This window comes from Argonema galeatum A003/A1 (assembly GCF_023333595.1).
In the GTDB taxonomy this organism is placed as follows: Bacteria; Cyanobacteriota; Cyanobacteriia; order Cyanobacteriales; family Aerosakkonemataceae; genus Argonema; species Argonema galeatum.
Window position 1 is genome coordinate 273,044 of record NZ_JAIQZM010000001.1, and the last position, 15,209, is coordinate 288,252.

Here is a 15,209-nt window from a genome sequence, read left to right on the forward strand (position 1 = left end):
GCAGTTTAGGATTAAACTAGCTCAAAGTCATCTACCCAGTGGGTCATACTGGCCGCCCCTTCTACCCCTGAGTTAGTTTATGATGCCCTCACGCTCCGCTTTACTTCTGCTCTCTTGTATGACTTGCCTGGGCTTTGCCCGCAATGCAGTTGGAGCGCAAGTTAATGCCTACAGCACGCATAAGCCTACGCTACTGCGAGACTTGCCTCTAGCGCTAGTTGTTCCGACCGGAACTACCAAGTTGCTTGCAAGTTCAACAGTCGCAGATATCGTCGATATCGTCGCTCAGCGTCGCTCCCCAACCCCAACTCAAAAACCCACTACGACTGACACAATTCCAGACTTTAGCTTCGACAAACAAAAACCTACCACCAAGCCAACTCCAGTTCCTAAAAGTTCTAAGTCCTACTGGGCGTTGTGGTGGATAGGTACGGGAACAGTCCTCATTGTTATTGCTGGGGGACTGCTCTACTTGCTCAGACATTCTGATGAAAAGACAGAACCTATAGCACAAGAGCAACCCCCAGAGCCAGAATCATTTGAAAGTGGCTCTAGCGAACACTCCAATCTTGAAGCCTCAAACTCTCAACCCAACTCCTTTGAGCTGCAACCTGACAAAAACGGTCACAGCAATGGCGCTTCATCGGTTCTGGAAAATAAACATCCAGACGAATCAATCTCACAGTCGCAGGTAGAACCTAACAGCTACAACAGTGGCATTTCTTGGAGTTCGGAAAATAAACATTCCGAAGAATCTACCCCAGTGCCCCAGGCAGATGTTAACAGCTATAACAGTGACATTTCGCCAATTGCTGACAATAAAAATTTAGAACAATCAACGGCAGTGCCGCAGGCAGAGGCGTTGGAAGTTCGAGAACCTACTCGCCTGCCGAAAATTAATATTGTTGATGAATTAATCAAAGATCTACAAAATCCCGATCCGACTAAGCGGCGCAAGGCTATTTGGGAGCTAGCACAACGGGGAGACTCTAGAGCGATGCAGCCCTTACTGGAGTTGTTGATGGATGCAGACTCGAAACAACGTAGCTTAATTTTAGAGGCGCTCTCGCAAATTGGCACCCGGACGCTCAAACCTATGAATCGTGCTTTAGCAATCTCGCTGCAAGATGAAAATGCGGAGGTGCGGAAGAACGCCATTCGGGACTTGACGCGGATTTACGATATGATGGCTCAAGTTAGCCAACTGCTGCGCCATGCGATCGACGATCCTGATGCAGAGGTGCAAGAAACTGCCCGCTGGGCTTTAACCCAGTTGAGTCGCATCCGGGGATTGCCCGCTACAGATAATTTATCGAATCGGCCAAATTATAAGAATCCACCGGAGAATTGATTTGTTATTGGTCTATTCCGTCTCCCAAATCAGTTTGAGGCGGTCTTGAGCTTTTTGCAGAGCTTCTTTTGGGGAATTACCGAGAAGAGTTTCTTCAATGGCTCGACCGAGATTTTCTGATAGACGAGTATATCCAGCGATAATAGGACGCGATCGGGCCGAATTCATCTGATCTAAAAACACTTTCATTTCTGGCTGTTTGGCGACGAATTTTTGGTAAATTTTGCTATTTTTAGATTTTATATTTATCGGTAAAAACCCGATTTTTAAAGATAATTCAGTTTGGAATTCTTCGCTTAAAACATACTCCAAAAACTTCAGCGATGCTTGCTCTCGTTCGGGAGTAGTTGTCATGACAAACATATTGGCTCCTCCTACGATTGTCGCTTTTTTCTTTGCTTTTGGCATTGGGAAAACACCGAAATCTATGCCAACTTTATCGAAAAAGCTAACATTCCAAGAACCCTTTATTTGCATCGCTATTTTACCGGCAATAAAAGCGTCTTCTTCATAACCGCGTTCTGGTTGGGAAAGGATAGCCGAACCGTCTTTTAGTAAGTCTGACCAAAGTTGCAAAGCTGCGATCGCACCAGGATTTACTAAATTTGGTCGATCGTCTTTCAGCAACTCGCCTTCAGCACTGAACATGAAAGGCAACCAGCTGAAAACAGTCCATTCTCCCTTACCCAAAGGTAAAATTATACCATGCTGGTCTATGTGCCGATCGCCATTTTTATCAAGAGTCAGTTTTTTGGCAACTTGCCTTAGTTCTGACCAGGTTTCGGGTAGTTTGGTAATACCTGCTGCTTTAAATAGACTGGGACGATAAAAAATTGCTAAATTACTGGTAGTAAAAGGGATAGACCAGATGCGATCGTCCAGCACCATTCCTTCAAATAAGCTCGGAACAATTTCCGACTTTAATGGGGAATTATTTAGCCAATCTTCAAGCGGTTGAATTGCTCCTAATTCAACCAATTTACCCGTGAGTAGGGAATCAAACCATAACATATCCGGTGCAGCATTACCGACTACTGCGGTTAAAATCTTCGGCATTTGCTGATCCGCTTGACCAGTGTAAAGGGATTCTACTTGGATATCGGTATGATTTTGATTGAATTTATCTACAAATTTTTGAAACACATCGCGACTTGGTGGCGGATTCATGCTATGCCACAAAGTCAGGTGAATGACATTACTATTACCACCAGTTGATGCCTGACAGCCGGTTAAAATTAGTAAGCTGAAGCATAGTATAGTTACCGAAAGCCACTGCAAACACCGTTTTAGCATTTATCCCTACGAGTAAAGATTACTTTGCCTTCAAATCTACGAAATTATATAGCAAATTGGTCGAATATATCAGCTTGTCCTAAAATGCGAGTAAAGTTGCTGTAGGGAAGAATACCAATTCGACAGGGAAAAGTATATTCCCCAATCGTCATCTGAACTTGGCGATAATAAACTTGTGTACCCGATCCAACCCCTTCCAGGTTATATAATTCATCTTTGAATATCTGTCGGCGGGTATCTTCCGTTCCTTCTCCCAGTTTGCCATCTATCCATCAACGACCTCTAAACTGGCTATGGCAGCAGTTTCAGCTTAAGCCCGGTAAGCCTGCCATCCTCTACGGCTTGCGTACTCTTTTGGCAGTGAGTGGCCCCATAGCAGTGGGATTCGTTGCAGGTCATCCTGCTGCCAGTGCGATCGCGGTAATGGCAGCCATGTTTGTTGGGATGGTGGATGGGGGTGGAGCCTATCGCCAGAAAGCGACGGCAATGCTGGCGACGACAATTGGGGTTACTGTGGCGTTGCTAATCGCAAATCTAGTTAGCAACACCCTCTGGCTAGCTATTCCAACGACGTTTCTGGTGATGTTCATTGCAGGCTTAGCTGGTTTGTTTGGCACGACCGCCGCAACGGTTAGCCTGGTGACATCAATTATGTTTATCGTCTCGCTAGCCAGATTTGCTTCGTTCCCCGATTTGTCTACAGTTCTTCAGCAATGTGTGCTGTGCCTAGCTGGAGGTGTATGGGCGATGGTGTTATCTCTAGGATTGTGGGTGCTGCGCCCCTATGCACCCGTTATGAAGGCAGCCGCAACCTGTTATGCTACATTGAGCAAATTTTTGGGAACTGCAAGCGACATACCCTTAAATCCCGAAGAGCGTCGGGAGTGGGCAGAGGAATTGTTACAAGCTCAGGATAGCGTGATACGGGATTTGACATCAGCCCGGAGTGTCTGGAGTGCTGTGCGGACAAGTCCAGAAACGGCTAACTTACGGGGCAATCAGTTACTCGTTTTAATTGAGGATGCCAACCAAATAGTCAACAGTGCAACGGGTCGTTGGCACCGCATTAGGGGGGATTGTCGGCATTGTCTTAGTCACACTCATCCACAATCCATTGGCAATCTTAGTTTGCATCCTGCTGCTGATAGTCGCTGCCATGTCGGTGCGGCCTCTTAGCTACGGTATCTTCATCACTCTCCTCACACCCGTCGTCATATTGCTACTCAACGTGACGAGTAAAGGTGGCTGGGAGATAGGAGCATTACGCATCGTCGATAGCTTAATTGGCGGCACTTTAGCATTACTCGGCAGCTATCTGTTATTCCCCAGTTGGGAACGACAGCAACTTCCAGCACAACTAGAAACAACGATTCTCGCCAATCTTGCTTACTTTCAACAGGTTGTCGCCAGCTATCTCAACCCAGAACGAGCGCCATATACTGAGACGATCGTAAACCTGCGTCATCAAGCAGCATTGGAGAATGCCAATATTGCTGCTGCTGTTCAAAGGTTATTGGGCGAACCCCGTCACGTTCGAGGAGAGGTCGAACCGATGGCGATGCTGACGCTCTACATTCGTGGCTTTTTCAGCTCGGTCACGGCTCTAGCGGAACACCAACGGAAATTTAGCCCAGAGTACGAATTTGCGGATATTAAGCGATTTACCGATGCCATTGTCCAAGTTTTGGAGAACTTAGCAAATGCCCTGCAACAAGGACAGCCACCCCAGCCTTTACCCGCGCTGGATACTTATCTCGAAGCAATTCACGATCGGATCGAACAGTTACATACCGCTCGGATATCAGATCTGGCAACAAATCCAAGTACTGTAACGCCTACCTTGCAAGCAGTGAGAGAACAAACTCCCGTTTCCACCCAACTGGATCGAATTGCCTATGAAGTTAGAACTATACACTGTGCGATCGGTCGTCTACAAGAATCACTTTAACCGTATTTGGCGGAATATCGGAGTACGATCGGGACAGTATTGAACGCTCAAAGCAAGGCGGACTGTGTTTTTACTAAAGCCTCCGCACGGCTGACCTTGCACTTTGCTATCCTTTCTTTCAGTCCCAAGCTGAGCCGTAGGGTGAATAATCTTCGCGGACTGTCCCCCATTGGCGATCGCGAAGGTAGGAACCCCAACGATACCAAGGTTCCTCTGGTTCGCGATTTTCCTCTAACCGTTGCTGTTCTGCGTTCATTTAGCCCCCCGTGGCAAACCCTGGATACAGAGTCATGCCGCCGTCTACAAATAGAGTTTCACCATTCACATAATCTGAGTCATCCGAGGCAAGCCAAACAGCAGCTTTGGCGATGTCTGCTACATCTCCAACTCGTTTTGCGGGAATGAGTTTTAGTAATTTTGCCTCAGCTTCTGGCGTGTCCCAGGCTGTTTTATTGATGGGAGTTTTAATAGCACCGGGTGCAATGCTATTGACCCGAATTCTGTGGGGTGCGAGTTCCTGGGCAATACTCTGCATCATCATGTGGATGCCGCCCTTACTGGTAGCGTAGTTGACGTGACCCGCCCAAGGAATCACCTCATGTACCGAACTCATACAAATGATTTTGCCTGCGGCACTGGAGATATCTGGCTTCACGCCCCGCTTGAGAAACTCTTTTGCCGCTTCACGGGCACAGAGAAATTGTCCGGTTAGGTTGATGCCCATAACCAAATTCCAATGGTCGAGAGTCATGTCTACAAAGGCTGAGTCTTTTTGCAATCCGGCGTTGTTTACCAGGATGTCGATCGTGCCAAAGTGCTGGTACATTTGGTCAAACATCGACAAAACTTCCTCTTCCTTGGCGACATTTGCACCAATGGCGATCGCTTCCCCACCGAGCGATCGAATTTCGCTGACAATCTTCTCTGCTGCTTCCTGTTCAGAATGGTAGTTGACTACAACAGAAGCACCCGATGCAGCCAAAGCGCGGGCGACTCCTTCACCAATACCGGAACTTGCACCCGTTACAAGTGCTTTTTGATCTTTAAGAAGATTAGGGGAATAGCTCATATTTTTTCCTCGTTTTATTTCCTAGTCAAGTAAATTTGTACCTAATCAATACGATTAACAACTACTTATCTAATCCTAAAACTATTAGGATCGGGATTGAAGCCAACTGTCACACTTAAATCAACTTGTAGGGTGCATACCCCAAATTTTTGGACATGATCGCTAATTTTATCGCTCTGACGCACCCTACTTAATGTAACTAGCAACTTGCGTTAAGCATCTATTTCTAAGGATAGAATTTTTTGATTATCATCGATAAAATTACATATTATTTTCATATTTAAATAATGCTTTTTGTGATATTAAAGGAAGTTTTATGTCATTAGTGTGTCATTAGTGTGTCAAAAATATGACAAGCGATCGCCTTAAAACTTTAGTCGGATACTCAATTCTCACCGGTCGTGCGCCCAAGGGAGACTGGAGTCACGGTCATCCTGCCAGAAGCGATGTGAGGCTGGAAATCCTCTGGACTGCCGCCCCAACTGTGCTGGTTTTGAAATAATGCCATTAGTAACGAATTACACCTGAGAGTAAATGAACGTACCCGCTTAAATTTGCATTCCGAAGACGCGATCCACGGCTTTTATGTCCCTGAATTCAGGTTAAAGCAAGATATCATCCCCAACCGCAACATTAACCTTGTATTAACACCCACCCTAATCGGCAAATATCACCTGCGTGATTCCCAATTCAGTGGCACCGACTTTGCTTTGATGGTGGCGGATGTATATGTTGATTCAAGTGAAGCTTATAGTCAATGGCTTTCTCAAGCTGCTACCCCTAAATAAAAAATATATGACAAATAACTCTATCCAAATTACTGAAGAATCGGAAAATCGCAACAGCGAACCTGATACCAACTGGCAGGAATATTTCAGCTTTAGCACCGACCATAAAGTTATCGGTGTTCAGTACATGGTGACGACCTTTATTTTCTTTTTGATTGGCGGGCTGTTGGCGATGATTATTCGGGGCGAACTGCTTACTCCCGAATCAGATTTGGTCGATCGCTCTTTATATAATGGCTTATTCACCTTGCACGGTACAGTGATGATTTTCCTGTGGATTATCCCATTCAATGCTGGTCTTGCCAACTACTTAGTGCCGTTGATGATTGGCGCAAAAGACATGGCGTTTCCAGTTCTGAATGCGATCGCTTTTTGGATAATTCCCCCAGCAGGTATCTTGCTACTATCAAGCTTTTTAGTACAAGGCAGACCCGCACAAGCTGGCTGGTGGTCTTACCCACCAATCAGCCTCCAAAACCCAACTGGTTATCCCATCAACGGCAAGTCAATTTGGATACTAAGTGTAATGCTACTGGGTATCTCCTCGATTATGGGGGGAGTCAACTTTATTACCACAATTGTTTGGATGCGGGCATCGGGGATGACGTTTTTTCGGATGCCGATTTTCGTTTGGACAGTTCTCAGCGCCCAGTTGTTGCAACTAATTTGCCTACCTTCCCTGACGGGTGCGATCGTACTGTTATTTTTTGACCTCACTTTTGGCACAAATTTCTTCAAACCCCTAGAAAATGGCGACCCAATCATCTATCAGCACCTATTTTGGTTCTACTCCCATCCGGCAGTTTACGTGATGGCGCTGCCTGCTAGAGGCATTTTTTCGGAAATTCTCCCCGCCTTTTCTCGCAATCCTTTGTTTGGCTATCGATCGGTTGCGATCGCCTCCTTCGGGATTGGTTTAGTCAGCATCTTCGTCTGGGTACACCATATGTTTGCCAGTGCTACACCCAATTGGATGCGGATACTCTTCATGGTTTCCTCAATGTTGGTTGCTCTACCTACTGGTGTCAAAGTATTTGCGTGGACTGCTACCGTTTGGAATGGCAGATTGCACCTTTTAACCCCCATGTTATTTGCCTTGGGAGGTGTGGTGATGTTTGTTTTCGGTGGAATTACTGGCATCATGCTTAGTTCAGTGCCGTTTGATATTCATGTCAACAATACCTACTTTGTGGTAGATCACTTCCACTACGTCGTCCACAATACAATAACGATGGCAATCTTTGCGGCGATTTACTTCTGGTTCCCAAAAATAACCGGGCGGATGTACGCCGAAGGCTGGGGAAAAGTGCATTTCTTTTTAACTTTTATCGGTGCTAATCTCACTTTCTTCCCCATGCACCCACTGGGTTTACAAGGCATGGTGCGCCGCGTTTCCTCTTACGATACGCAGTTCCAAGGATGGAATATTATTGCTAGCTTGGGGGGGTTTTTGTTGGGGATGTCTACGCTGCCCTTTATTGCCAATATGGTCGGTTCTTTGCTATTGGGTAAAAAAGTATCCGACAATCCCTGGCACGCTACAGGGTTGGAGTGGAAGACTTCTTCGCCACCACCGAGGGAGAACTTTGAGCAAATTCCTGTTGTCAATGAGCCGCCTTATAACTACAACTCTAAAACGATACCAGAGGCCGCCGCTACTCAAGAATAGATAAGGCGAGAGGGGAGGAATTGACGGTTTTCCTCAATCCAAAATCCAAAATCCAAAATCCAAAATCCAAAATCATCGGAGTTATGCCAAATCCTACACATCACATAGATGAAAGCCCGATCCGTTTCGATCGCTTAGTACAATCCCTCCCGAATTGGTTACAAAGGTTCTTACCAATTGGTGGCGGCATCGCTCACGATCATCATGGTAAAGGGATGTTCGGCGTTACCGTATTTTTGCTGTCGGAAAGCCTAGTTTTTCTTAGCTTTTTCTTCACCTATATTGCTCTACGATTGACCGATTACAACTGGATTACGCCTGGTATCAAAAGACCGGAATTGTCTAAATTTATTATTATTAATACTGTGGTACTGCTTTCAAGTAGCTTCGTTATTCAAGCCGCAGAAAACGCCCTCAAGCACCATAAAATTATTAGATTTCGCTGGCTTTGGGCTTTGAGTTCTGGGATGGGAATTTACTTCTTAGTTGGTCAGGGAATTGAGTGGAGTAACCTTAACTTCCGGCTGACTACCGGGCTGATGGGTGGTACATTTTACCTGCTGACAGGCTTCCACGGGCTGCACGTTTTTACCGGCATTCTCTTGCAGTTGCTCATGTTTTTTCGTTCCTTTCTTCGGGGCAACTACAACAATGGTCACTTTGGTGTCAGTGCAACTACTTTGTTCTGGCACTTTGTTGACGTGATTTGGGTTGTCCTATTCTCGCCGATCTATCTCTGGCCACCCTAGAAAGAGGTTTTTTATGAATTTGCCAACTCAAAAATTACCAGCAATCATCACAATTTACTTTCTCACTTCGGCTGAATCAGTCCAAAAAGATCCATTGATCGATCGACACGGGGCGATCGCTGTGGATGTTGGCGTTGTCCTTCTGGCGGTTGGCTTAGTGATTGCTGTCAAGATTTTTAGCCCCAGAGTTGAACACGCTATCCTTCTCGCTATCTTTCTCAGCTTTGGATTAATTGGTTTCTTTTTAATTAGATAGCAGAACTTGCGGTACTGCTCCGAGTAATATCATGTCCTTACGCATCAGTTGCCTAAAAAAATTACCCCTCTTATCTGCGTTCATCTGCGTCCATCTGTCTACATCTGCGGTAAAAATTTAACCAACAATTCCAACAGAAACTGCCGAGCAGGAATTGGAAAAACGCGCCGTACCAGTGGAGTTAATCGCAGGAGCAGAAGCGACGGCTATTCGTCGAGACTCAGTTGAATATAAGCGCGATGGAAAGTCTGAGATACTATCAGCATCCACCACTATTTGGACAAGTGGAACTGCTACACATCCACTGATTAAAAACTTGCTGATTCCCGACGAACACCGTGATAAAGATGGTCGCGTTCACGTTACTCCCACTTTGCAGTTACCCGATTTTCCAGAAGTTTTTGCGGGTGGTGATTGTGCGGTGGATGTGCAATCATCAACGGCTGAGGGCCGTGACTACGAGCATTTAGAGCTGCATAAAGAGCTAATATCTAATTCCTCTGAACAACACAATGATACTAAACCTCTGCCTCCCACTGCCGAAGTAGCCTATCAGCAAGGAGCTGCGATCTCGCATAATTTGAAAGCGATCGCATTAGGACATGAGCCAAAACCAGATCGGGTTAACCTACGCGGAACCCTCCTAAAACTAGGCTTAGAAAACAGTGCCGCTAACATTTTTGACGTTTTTGAAGTTACGGGCGAAGTGGGTCATTTGATTCGCCAAGGCACTTATATAGAGCTATTGCCAACTCCGGTTCATAACTTCAAAGTCACTACAGACTGGCTAAAAGATGAGATATTCCACGAACATCTCAATTCTGGTGATGGGGTAAAGCAAGCTGTCAAGATTGCTCAAGTGGTTGGTGGAGTAGTCGTCGGCGCTATAGTTGCAAAAAAATTGCTCAATATGCTAAGTGATGACAATAAAGACCAGAAATCCTGACGGCATCTTCAAAGCTGACTATGCGACTTTTAAAGGTGAGAATTTATGTCGAAGATTAAATCACAGGCACGTTTACAAAATGGCCGCTGAGGTCGGCTGGCGTTACATTCAAAGCATAGCCCAGGAATTCTCCCGTTGCTGCAATTTTTATTTGAGTGCCGCTGGCAATGCCATCACCATTTGGATCGATATCTGCTCCGGTTAGGAGCAATGTTGTTAATCTCAACTCTGTAGGACGCAGATTATATCCCTGCTGACTTAAAAGTTCTTGAATTGGTTGATTAATGCTTTGAAGTATCAAATCCGCTTCTGTCAGTGTCCCAGTTACGGCAATGCGATCGCTAAACTTATCAAAGTCCAGAATTATATCTGCACCAAATTGGTCAGATGTAGCCGTATCCGTTCTGAGTACAAATAAGTCGCTGCCTGCATTTCCAGCTAACGCATCAACTCCCATATCGCCGATGAGGGTATCGTTGCCGTTTCCACTAACTAGAAGATCTTCATCTTTACCACCTCGAATAAAATCATTTCCATTCCCACCTTCTACAAAATCTTGACCTATGTTCCCGTTTAGAAAGTCATCCCCATCTTCCCCATATATAAAGTCCCTATCTTTACCGCCAAATAAGGTGTCGTTGCCGCTTCCACCATTCAGGGTATCTTCACCTGTATTGGCGTAAATAATCTCTGCGTCCGATGAGCCTCTAATTCTATCATTTCCTCCTAATGCAATCAGTCCGCCTGGATAAGGGGCAAGAAAACCTGGAGAAAGGGTCAAAGTATTGTCAGTATCATCTAAAAGATAAGAAAAGCCATCAGGGCTTGGGCCTATTGCCATTGTTGAAACTCCTTAATTTAATTAAAACTTCCTAACATTGACTATGAATTTGTAAGGAAGAGGATATTTGATTGCTCTAGCCAACGAAGCGCTGACAAATTTGTACTTTGTGGCGATCGATGGAGATTTGGGCGTGAGCGGCAAAGGAAGTGGTTGCTGTTGCTGGGCCACATCCCACTTCCAGAATGGTTGAGTTGGACGAGAGTTTCGCGACTTCAAAAACCCGATCGATCAGTTCATCAGGATAGCAGGGTCTGACTTGGTTGTAAGCCTCTGCTGCGGGCGAATACCAATGTTTTCGTTGTTCCAGGTCAGGGCCAGAACACTCAATGATGGCTTGTTTTAAGTTTTTCATAGCCTGTTTGTGCAAGGAATTTATCAGGTTCGCCTTTGACCCCAGTTGAATAATTCTTTCTGCATACTGCTTTTTTGTGTGTCCGAGACACCTGTGCGACTACGGGAGTGCGATCGCTAGTCTAGCAGCGATCGGATTATAGCTTATTTTATCCGATCGCATTTGGCATCGAATCTTCCGGAACTTTGTTTAACAGGCATGAATCTTGTCAAGTATAAGCCAAAAATAAATCTTTTTCGCTCAATTCCGATAGTCGAAAAAGTAATGATCTAGGTATTGTAATTTAGCTCCTCATCTTATGTTTCCTCACTTTGGAAATTTAAAGTGAATAATTTGGCTCGGAAAGTTGAAAAACCCTTGCCTAAATTTTGCTTATTATTCAGGGTTACTTTTACATAAAAGTTAATTCATTAAGGAGAACATCCATGAAGTTTGTTAAAGCATTTCTGGCGGCAACAACATTAATTACTACTTTGATTAGCCCCGCCTTTGCTGATGGCAAAGTAGAAATTTTAGGCGCAAGCTATGGTGGTAGCGGTTGCCCCAATCTATCCGCCAGCGTGAGCGTTAGCCCCGACGGTCAAGAGCTAACCATTCTATTTGATAAGTTTACAGCCCTGGGGAATGTCCCAGCAGAAAGACGGAAAAGCTGTAATTTGAGTATTCCGATCAAATTACCTCAAGGCTATCAAATTTCTCTCTACGATGCTGATTATCGGGGCTATGTTTCGCCTGGAACCAGTGGGAACTTACGAGCAGAATACTTTTTCGCCGGTAACCGTGGCCCAGTTTTTTCTCGGACTTTTAGGGGCGAAACTAACTATAACGTTCGAGATAGCTTAGCGACCGTAGCTAATGTTTGGTCGCGTTGTGGTGACAGTGTAAATATGCGGGTGAATGCGGCGATGACCGCCAGTGGTTCCGGGATGGCGACCGTTGACTCCTTCGACCTCGCTCACCGTGGTTTGGTTTATCACATCAAATATCGTTCCTGTCGCTAATCGAAGAAATCAGGGGCTATATGCCCCTGGTTCTGTATGAGGGCAGGGCGATCGCATCTAATTTTTGCTTGACAAAATATTATTTATGTGTATAGGGCTCTTGTGCGTCCGCTGCACTGACGTGTTGAGCTGCTGGGTGGACGAGATAATCGGCTCTTTCGGAGTTATTATGCTTTTGTTCAAAAAATAACATTTTTATGCCTCTGCTCAAAATTGCCACGACTGTCCTCACAGACAGCGCTGGATTTCAATCAATTCTTGAGCGTTGGTGACAGCATCCTGTAACCTGTATTCCCGATTTTTCAACCATTGGCGAACCCGATCGCGTACCTCACGCGGCCGATCGCGATCGTCGTATGATAGTCTTTGGGGGGAGCGATTGTCTAGCAACAGACTAAGGAGTTTGGGAGGAATCAGTAGTGCTGGCATCCTCTCTGATTGGGTAGGGCTATAGACAATGTTCCGCTTATTTTTACGAAATCTCCCGGAACGTACATGACGAAACAAAAACCGACAAGCGGATACCGATGTTGGCAGATACTTTGGAGCATTTTGCTAGTGCTGGCAATTTGGAATGTGCCTCAATGCGCTTGGGCAGATGTTAACCAACAGGACATCAATGCGATTATTCGCACGCGGGAGATGGCCCTGCAAGCTATCAACACTCGTGATTTTTCCAAAATTGAGCGAAGCTTACATCCCACCTTCACGATTACAACGGTGGATAACCGGGTTTTTCATAAGGTGCAAGACTTTGAGAAATACTGGAATCAGCAGTTCTCCAGTTCAATCCAAGACATTAAAATGACTTTGAAGGTGGATAGTCTCAGAAGGTTTCTCTCGCCGGAGACTGCGGTTTCCTACGGAGATGCGATCGCAACCTTCTCTTTCAAAGACGGTAATGCGGCTAATATGGCAATGCGGTGGACAGCCGTGATGCAAAAGTTCCAAAGCCAATGGACAATTCAATCGCTGCATTTTTCTTCCAACCTACTGAATAACCCGGTACTGAACGGTGCCCAGCAAGCGGGTCGTGCTATGACACTAGCAGCAGGGGTGGGAGGTCTACTCCTGGGGGCAGTCGGGATGCTGCTATGGCATCGCAGGCGTAAGCAACCAACAGAAAGGGTGTAGCTAATACAGTGGGAATTAGTATTTATCCGTCAAGTCATGATGTCCGTGTTCATGGCGATCGCCGTATCAAGGCAGCATTGGTAGTTCTATTGGTCTGGGGTATCGTGAGTTTACTTCACTGGCAACCCCAGACGCAATGGTTCATGGTGGGATTAACGGCAGTCCTGACTATTCAAACAGTACGGATGCTGATAGCAAAACCCACTTCTCCAAAGATTGAGCGCGATGTCGATTTGCCGAAAGTTTCGATTCTGGTTCCCGCTAAAAATGAAAGTGCAGTATTAACTGATTTAGTTAATAACCTATTTCACTTTAACTATCCCACTACTCATTTAGATATCTGGGTAATTGATGATGGTAGTACCGATGAAACTCCCCAGATTTTAAGCGAATTACAAACTCAATTTCCCAGGTTACAAGTTCATCGGCGAGAATCAAAAGGAGGTAAATCAGGGGCGCTGAATGCGGTTTTTCCCTTCACACAGGGAGAGATTATCCTAGTTTGCGATGCCGATGCTCAACTTCCTGCCGATTTCCTACAGCAAACAGTACCTTTATTTCAGCAGAGTGCGATCGGTGCAGTGCAGGTACGAAAAAGCATTTCTAATGCTGATACCAATTTCCTAACTCGTTGCCAGCAGATGGAAATGAATTGCGATGCTTTTCTGCAAACTCATCGCATTGCTGTTACCGGAATAACTGAACTCCGGGGTAATGGAATGTTAGTGCGACGAGAACTACTAGAACAGTTTAAGGGTTGGAGCGAAGATACTGTAACAGACGATTTGGATCTGACTTTCAAGCTTTATTTAATCGGTACAGAAATTGAATTTGTCACCCTGCCAGCAGTTGAGGAAGAAGGAGTCGCTACCTGGAAAAATCTTTGGCATCAACACTGTCGTTGGGCTGAAGGTGGCTATCAACGTCACCTAGATTACTTCCCTCAATTTTTAACTTTAGGCTGGTCAAAAGAAATTGACTTGTTGTTGTTTTTAATATTGCAATTTATTCTACCGATTGGACTCATACCTGACCTACTCTGGACAATTTTTTATAGCCATCATTCCGTTATCTTTCCACTCCAAACTTTACTCGGTTTTCTGCTTACCGTTAGTTTCATGGTCGGAGTTTACCAATTTCAAGATTTACGAGGATGGCGATTAATTTGGGCAACGATTCAAGGTTCTGTTTACATGGTGCATTGGATTCCAGTGATGATTTTAATAACTTTAAGGATGTGTGTGAAAGAGGGGCGATCGGAGTGGGTTAAAACCGAGCATTATGGGCGAAAGCCTTGAAGGAAACAAAGAATGATGCTAGCTTTATAAATATAGTTTTTTGAGGAGCTAAAGTTCTGAGAAAAGAGGACTTACAAGCTAATGCTGTTTTAATCCGACAGCAGTACCTCAAGAAACCAGTCCGCAGAGGAAATGTCGCACTTGCTGAGCTACAGGTTAAGGGAGGTGTAGCCTTTTGTGCAGCAGCAACATCTAGAGGTGGCAACAAAAGTCCAATTAGGGAAATACCCAAGCCGAAGTCAGCAGGAGGACAATTCGAGCCAGCTATTGATTCTCGAACCCAGCGTATCATGGATACTGATGCTGAGTACAAAGTTTTGTCACAAATTGCTGATACTCTTGAGATGTTCTATGATCTTGAAGTAGAAGGCCAACTCTACCTGTATACTGAGTTACAGCCATGTGAAAGTTGTAATAGCATTTTGAGACAGTTTGAGGAGAAGTTCCCGCACATAAAGATAGAAGTTTTCTGGGATTACCCGTATCCACCCGAATCTTAAAGAGGAAGAAA

General features: G+C 45.2%; 19 protein-coding genes. 13 read left to right on the plus strand and 6 right to left on the minus strand.

Annotated features, from left to right (window positions below):
• Positions 1-79: 79 nt before the first annotated feature.
• Positions 80-1,351 (plus strand): HEAT repeat domain-containing protein, encoded by a 1,272-nt coding sequence (locus tag LAY41_RS01330; RefSeq protein ID WP_249093260.1) that lies wholly within the window; start codon positions 80-82, stop codon positions 1,349-1,351.
• Between the two features lie 12 nt (positions 1,352-1,363).
• Here LAY41_RS01330 and LAY41_RS01335 read toward each other — a convergent pair whose 3' ends face one another.
• The gene (locus tag LAY41_RS01335) at positions 1,364-2,644 is read right to left on the minus strand and encodes an ABC transporter substrate-binding protein (protein ID WP_249093264.1); all 1,281 of its coding nucleotides are present in this window, start codon (positions 2,642-2,644) and stop codon (positions 1,364-1,366) included.
• Positions 2,645-2,860: 216 nt separating this feature from the next.
• On the opposite strand from LAY41_RS01335, the gene LAY41_RS01340 reads away from it, so the two are divergent.
• Positions 2,861-3,820, plus strand: coding sequence for a YccS/YhfK family membrane protein (locus tag LAY41_RS01340; protein WP_249093267.1), 960 nt, complete (start codon positions 2,861-2,863; stop codon positions 3,818-3,820).
• The gene (locus LAY41_RS01345) at positions 3,729-4,592 is read left to right on the plus strand and encodes an FUSC family protein (RefSeq protein ID WP_338022921.1); all 864 of its coding nucleotides are present in this window, start codon (positions 3,729-3,731) and stop codon (positions 4,590-4,592) included. Before LAY41_RS01340 ends, LAY41_RS01345 begins: the two co-directional genes overlap by 92 nt.
• 118 nt (positions 4,593-4,710) lie before the next feature.
• Here LAY41_RS01345 and LAY41_RS01350 read toward each other — a convergent pair whose 3' ends face one another.
• Both LAY41_RS01350 and LAY41_RS01355 read right to left on the minus strand, forming a co-directional pair.
• Positions 4,711-4,848, minus strand: coding sequence for a hypothetical protein (locus LAY41_RS01350; protein WP_249093269.1), 138 nt, complete (start codon positions 4,846-4,848; stop codon positions 4,711-4,713).
• The gene (locus tag LAY41_RS01355; protein WP_249093272.1) at positions 4,849-5,661 is read right to left on the minus strand and encodes an SDR family oxidoreductase; all 813 of its coding nucleotides are present in this window, start codon (positions 5,659-5,661) and stop codon (positions 4,849-4,851) included.
• Positions 5,662-6,010: 349 nt separating this feature from the next.
• Between LAY41_RS01355 and LAY41_RS01360 the strand changes: the two genes are divergently transcribed.
• From LAY41_RS01360 to LAY41_RS01385, 6 genes are all read left to right on the plus strand, one after another.
• Positions 6,011-6,163, plus strand: a complete 153-nt coding sequence (locus LAY41_RS01360) for a hypothetical protein (RefSeq protein ID WP_249093275.1) — start codon at positions 6,011-6,013, stop codon at positions 6,161-6,163.
• 52 nt (positions 6,164-6,215) lie between these two features.
• Complete coding sequence (locus LAY41_RS01365; RefSeq protein ID WP_249093277.1) at positions 6,216-6,449, plus strand: cytochrome c oxidase subunit II; 234 nt, start codon at positions 6,216-6,218, stop codon at positions 6,447-6,449.
• A 7-nt stretch (positions 6,450-6,456) separates the two neighbouring features.
• Positions 6,457-8,118: a cytochrome c oxidase subunit I gene (locus LAY41_RS01370; RefSeq protein ID WP_249093280.1), complete on the plus strand. Its 1,662-nt coding sequence runs from the start codon at positions 6,457-6,459 to the stop codon at positions 8,116-8,118.
• Positions 8,119-8,201: 83 nt separating this feature from the next.
• On the plus strand, positions 8,202-8,867 hold the full coding sequence (locus LAY41_RS01375) for a cytochrome c oxidase subunit 3 (protein WP_249093283.1): 666 nt from the start codon (positions 8,202-8,204) through the stop codon (positions 8,865-8,867).
• A gap of 13 nt (positions 8,868-8,880) precedes the next feature.
• Complete coding sequence (locus tag LAY41_RS01380) at positions 8,881-9,123, plus strand: hypothetical protein (protein ID WP_249093286.1); 243 nt, start codon at positions 8,881-8,883, stop codon at positions 9,121-9,123.
• A gap of 154 nt (positions 9,124-9,277) precedes the next feature.
• Positions 9,278-10,069 carry an NAD(P)/FAD-dependent oxidoreductase gene (locus LAY41_RS01385; protein WP_249093288.1) on the plus strand — a complete coding sequence of 264 codons (792 nt, stop codon included), beginning with the start codon at positions 9,278-9,280 and terminating at the stop codon, positions 10,067-10,069.
• Between the two features lie 55 nt (positions 10,070-10,124).
• Here LAY41_RS01385 and LAY41_RS01390 read toward each other — a convergent pair whose 3' ends face one another.
• Together LAY41_RS01390 and LAY41_RS01395 are read right to left on the minus strand one after the other, a co-directional pair.
• Positions 10,125-10,910, minus strand: coding sequence for a calcium-binding protein (locus LAY41_RS01390; RefSeq protein ID WP_249093289.1), 786 nt, complete (start codon positions 10,908-10,910; stop codon positions 10,125-10,127).
• A 76-nt stretch (positions 10,911-10,986) separates the two neighbouring features.
• Complete coding sequence (locus LAY41_RS01395; protein ID WP_249093292.1) at positions 10,987-11,265, minus strand: class I SAM-dependent methyltransferase; 279 nt, start codon at positions 11,263-11,265, stop codon at positions 10,987-10,989.
• Between the two features lie 425 nt (positions 11,266-11,690).
• On the opposite strand from LAY41_RS01395, the gene LAY41_RS01400 reads away from it, so the two are divergent.
• Complete coding sequence (locus LAY41_RS01400) at positions 11,691-12,266, plus strand: DUF4360 domain-containing protein (RefSeq protein WP_249093294.1); 576 nt, start codon at positions 11,691-11,693, stop codon at positions 12,264-12,266.
• A 228-nt stretch (positions 12,267-12,494) separates the two neighbouring features.
• Here the strand turns inward: LAY41_RS01400 and LAY41_RS01405 are convergent, their stop codons facing one another.
• Positions 12,495-12,695 carry a hypothetical protein gene (locus LAY41_RS01405; protein ID WP_249093296.1) on the minus strand — a complete coding sequence of 67 codons (201 nt, stop codon included), beginning with the start codon at positions 12,693-12,695 and terminating at the stop codon, positions 12,495-12,497.
• Positions 12,696-12,761: 66 nt separating this feature from the next.
• Here LAY41_RS01405 and LAY41_RS01410 point away from each other — a divergent pair, with 66 nt between their 5' ends.
• From LAY41_RS01410 to LAY41_RS32725, 3 genes are all read left to right on the plus strand, one after another.
• On the plus strand, positions 12,762-13,400 hold the full coding sequence (locus LAY41_RS01410) for a YybH family protein (protein WP_249093300.1): 639 nt from the start codon (positions 12,762-12,764) through the stop codon (positions 13,398-13,400).
• 8 nt (positions 13,401-13,408) lie between these two features.
• Positions 13,409-14,698, plus strand: coding sequence for a glycosyltransferase family 2 protein (locus LAY41_RS01415; protein WP_249093303.1), 1,290 nt, complete (start codon positions 13,409-13,411; stop codon positions 14,696-14,698).
• Between the two features lie 92 nt (positions 14,699-14,790).
• Positions 14,791-15,198 (plus strand): deaminase domain-containing protein, encoded by a 408-nt coding sequence (locus tag LAY41_RS32725; RefSeq protein ID WP_249094035.1) that lies wholly within the window; start codon positions 14,791-14,793, stop codon positions 15,196-15,198.
• The last annotated feature ends 11 nt before the right edge of the window (positions 15,199-15,209 follow it).

Excerpts from the sequence above, each read along its gene's own strand:
- LAY41_RS01330 (WP_249093260.1), top strand. The coding sequence starts at position 80 with ATGATGCCCTCACGCTCCGCTTTACTTCTGCTCTCTTGTATGACTTGC.
- LAY41_RS01335 (WP_249093264.1), bottom strand. The coding sequence starts at position 2,644 with ATGCTAAAACGGTGTTTGCAGTGGCTTTCGGTAACTATACTATGCTTC.
- LAY41_RS01350 (WP_249093269.1), bottom strand. The coding sequence starts at position 4,848 with ATGAACGCAGAACAGCAACGGTTAGAGGAAAATCGCGAACCAGAGGAA.
- LAY41_RS01355 (WP_249093272.1), bottom strand. The coding sequence starts at position 5,661 with ATGAGCTATTCCCCTAATCTTCTTAAAGATCAAAAAGCACTTGTAACG.
- LAY41_RS01360 (WP_249093275.1), top strand. The coding sequence starts at position 6,011 with ATGACAAGCGATCGCCTTAAAACTTTAGTCGGATACTCAATTCTCACC.
- LAY41_RS01370 (WP_249093280.1), top strand. The coding sequence starts at position 6,457 with ATGACAAATAACTCTATCCAAATTACTGAAGAATCGGAAAATCGCAAC.
- LAY41_RS01375 (WP_249093283.1), top strand. The coding sequence starts at position 8,202 with ATGCCAAATCCTACACATCACATAGATGAAAGCCCGATCCGTTTCGAT.
- LAY41_RS01380 (WP_249093286.1), top strand. The coding sequence starts at position 8,881 with ATGAATTTGCCAACTCAAAAATTACCAGCAATCATCACAATTTACTTT.
- LAY41_RS01390 (WP_249093289.1), bottom strand. The coding sequence starts at position 10,910 with ATGGCAATAGGCCCAAGCCCTGATGGCTTTTCTTATCTTTTAGATGAT.
- LAY41_RS01395 (WP_249093292.1), bottom strand. The coding sequence starts at position 11,265 with ATGAAAAACTTAAAACAAGCCATCATTGAGTGTTCTGGCCCTGACCTG.
- LAY41_RS01400 (WP_249093294.1), top strand. The coding sequence starts at position 11,691 with ATGAAGTTTGTTAAAGCATTTCTGGCGGCAACAACATTAATTACTACT.
- LAY41_RS01405 (WP_249093296.1), bottom strand. The coding sequence starts at position 12,695 with ATGCCAGCACTACTGATTCCTCCCAAACTCCTTAGTCTGTTGCTAGAC.
- LAY41_RS01410 (WP_249093300.1), top strand. The coding sequence starts at position 12,762 with ATGACGAAACAAAAACCGACAAGCGGATACCGATGTTGGCAGATACTT.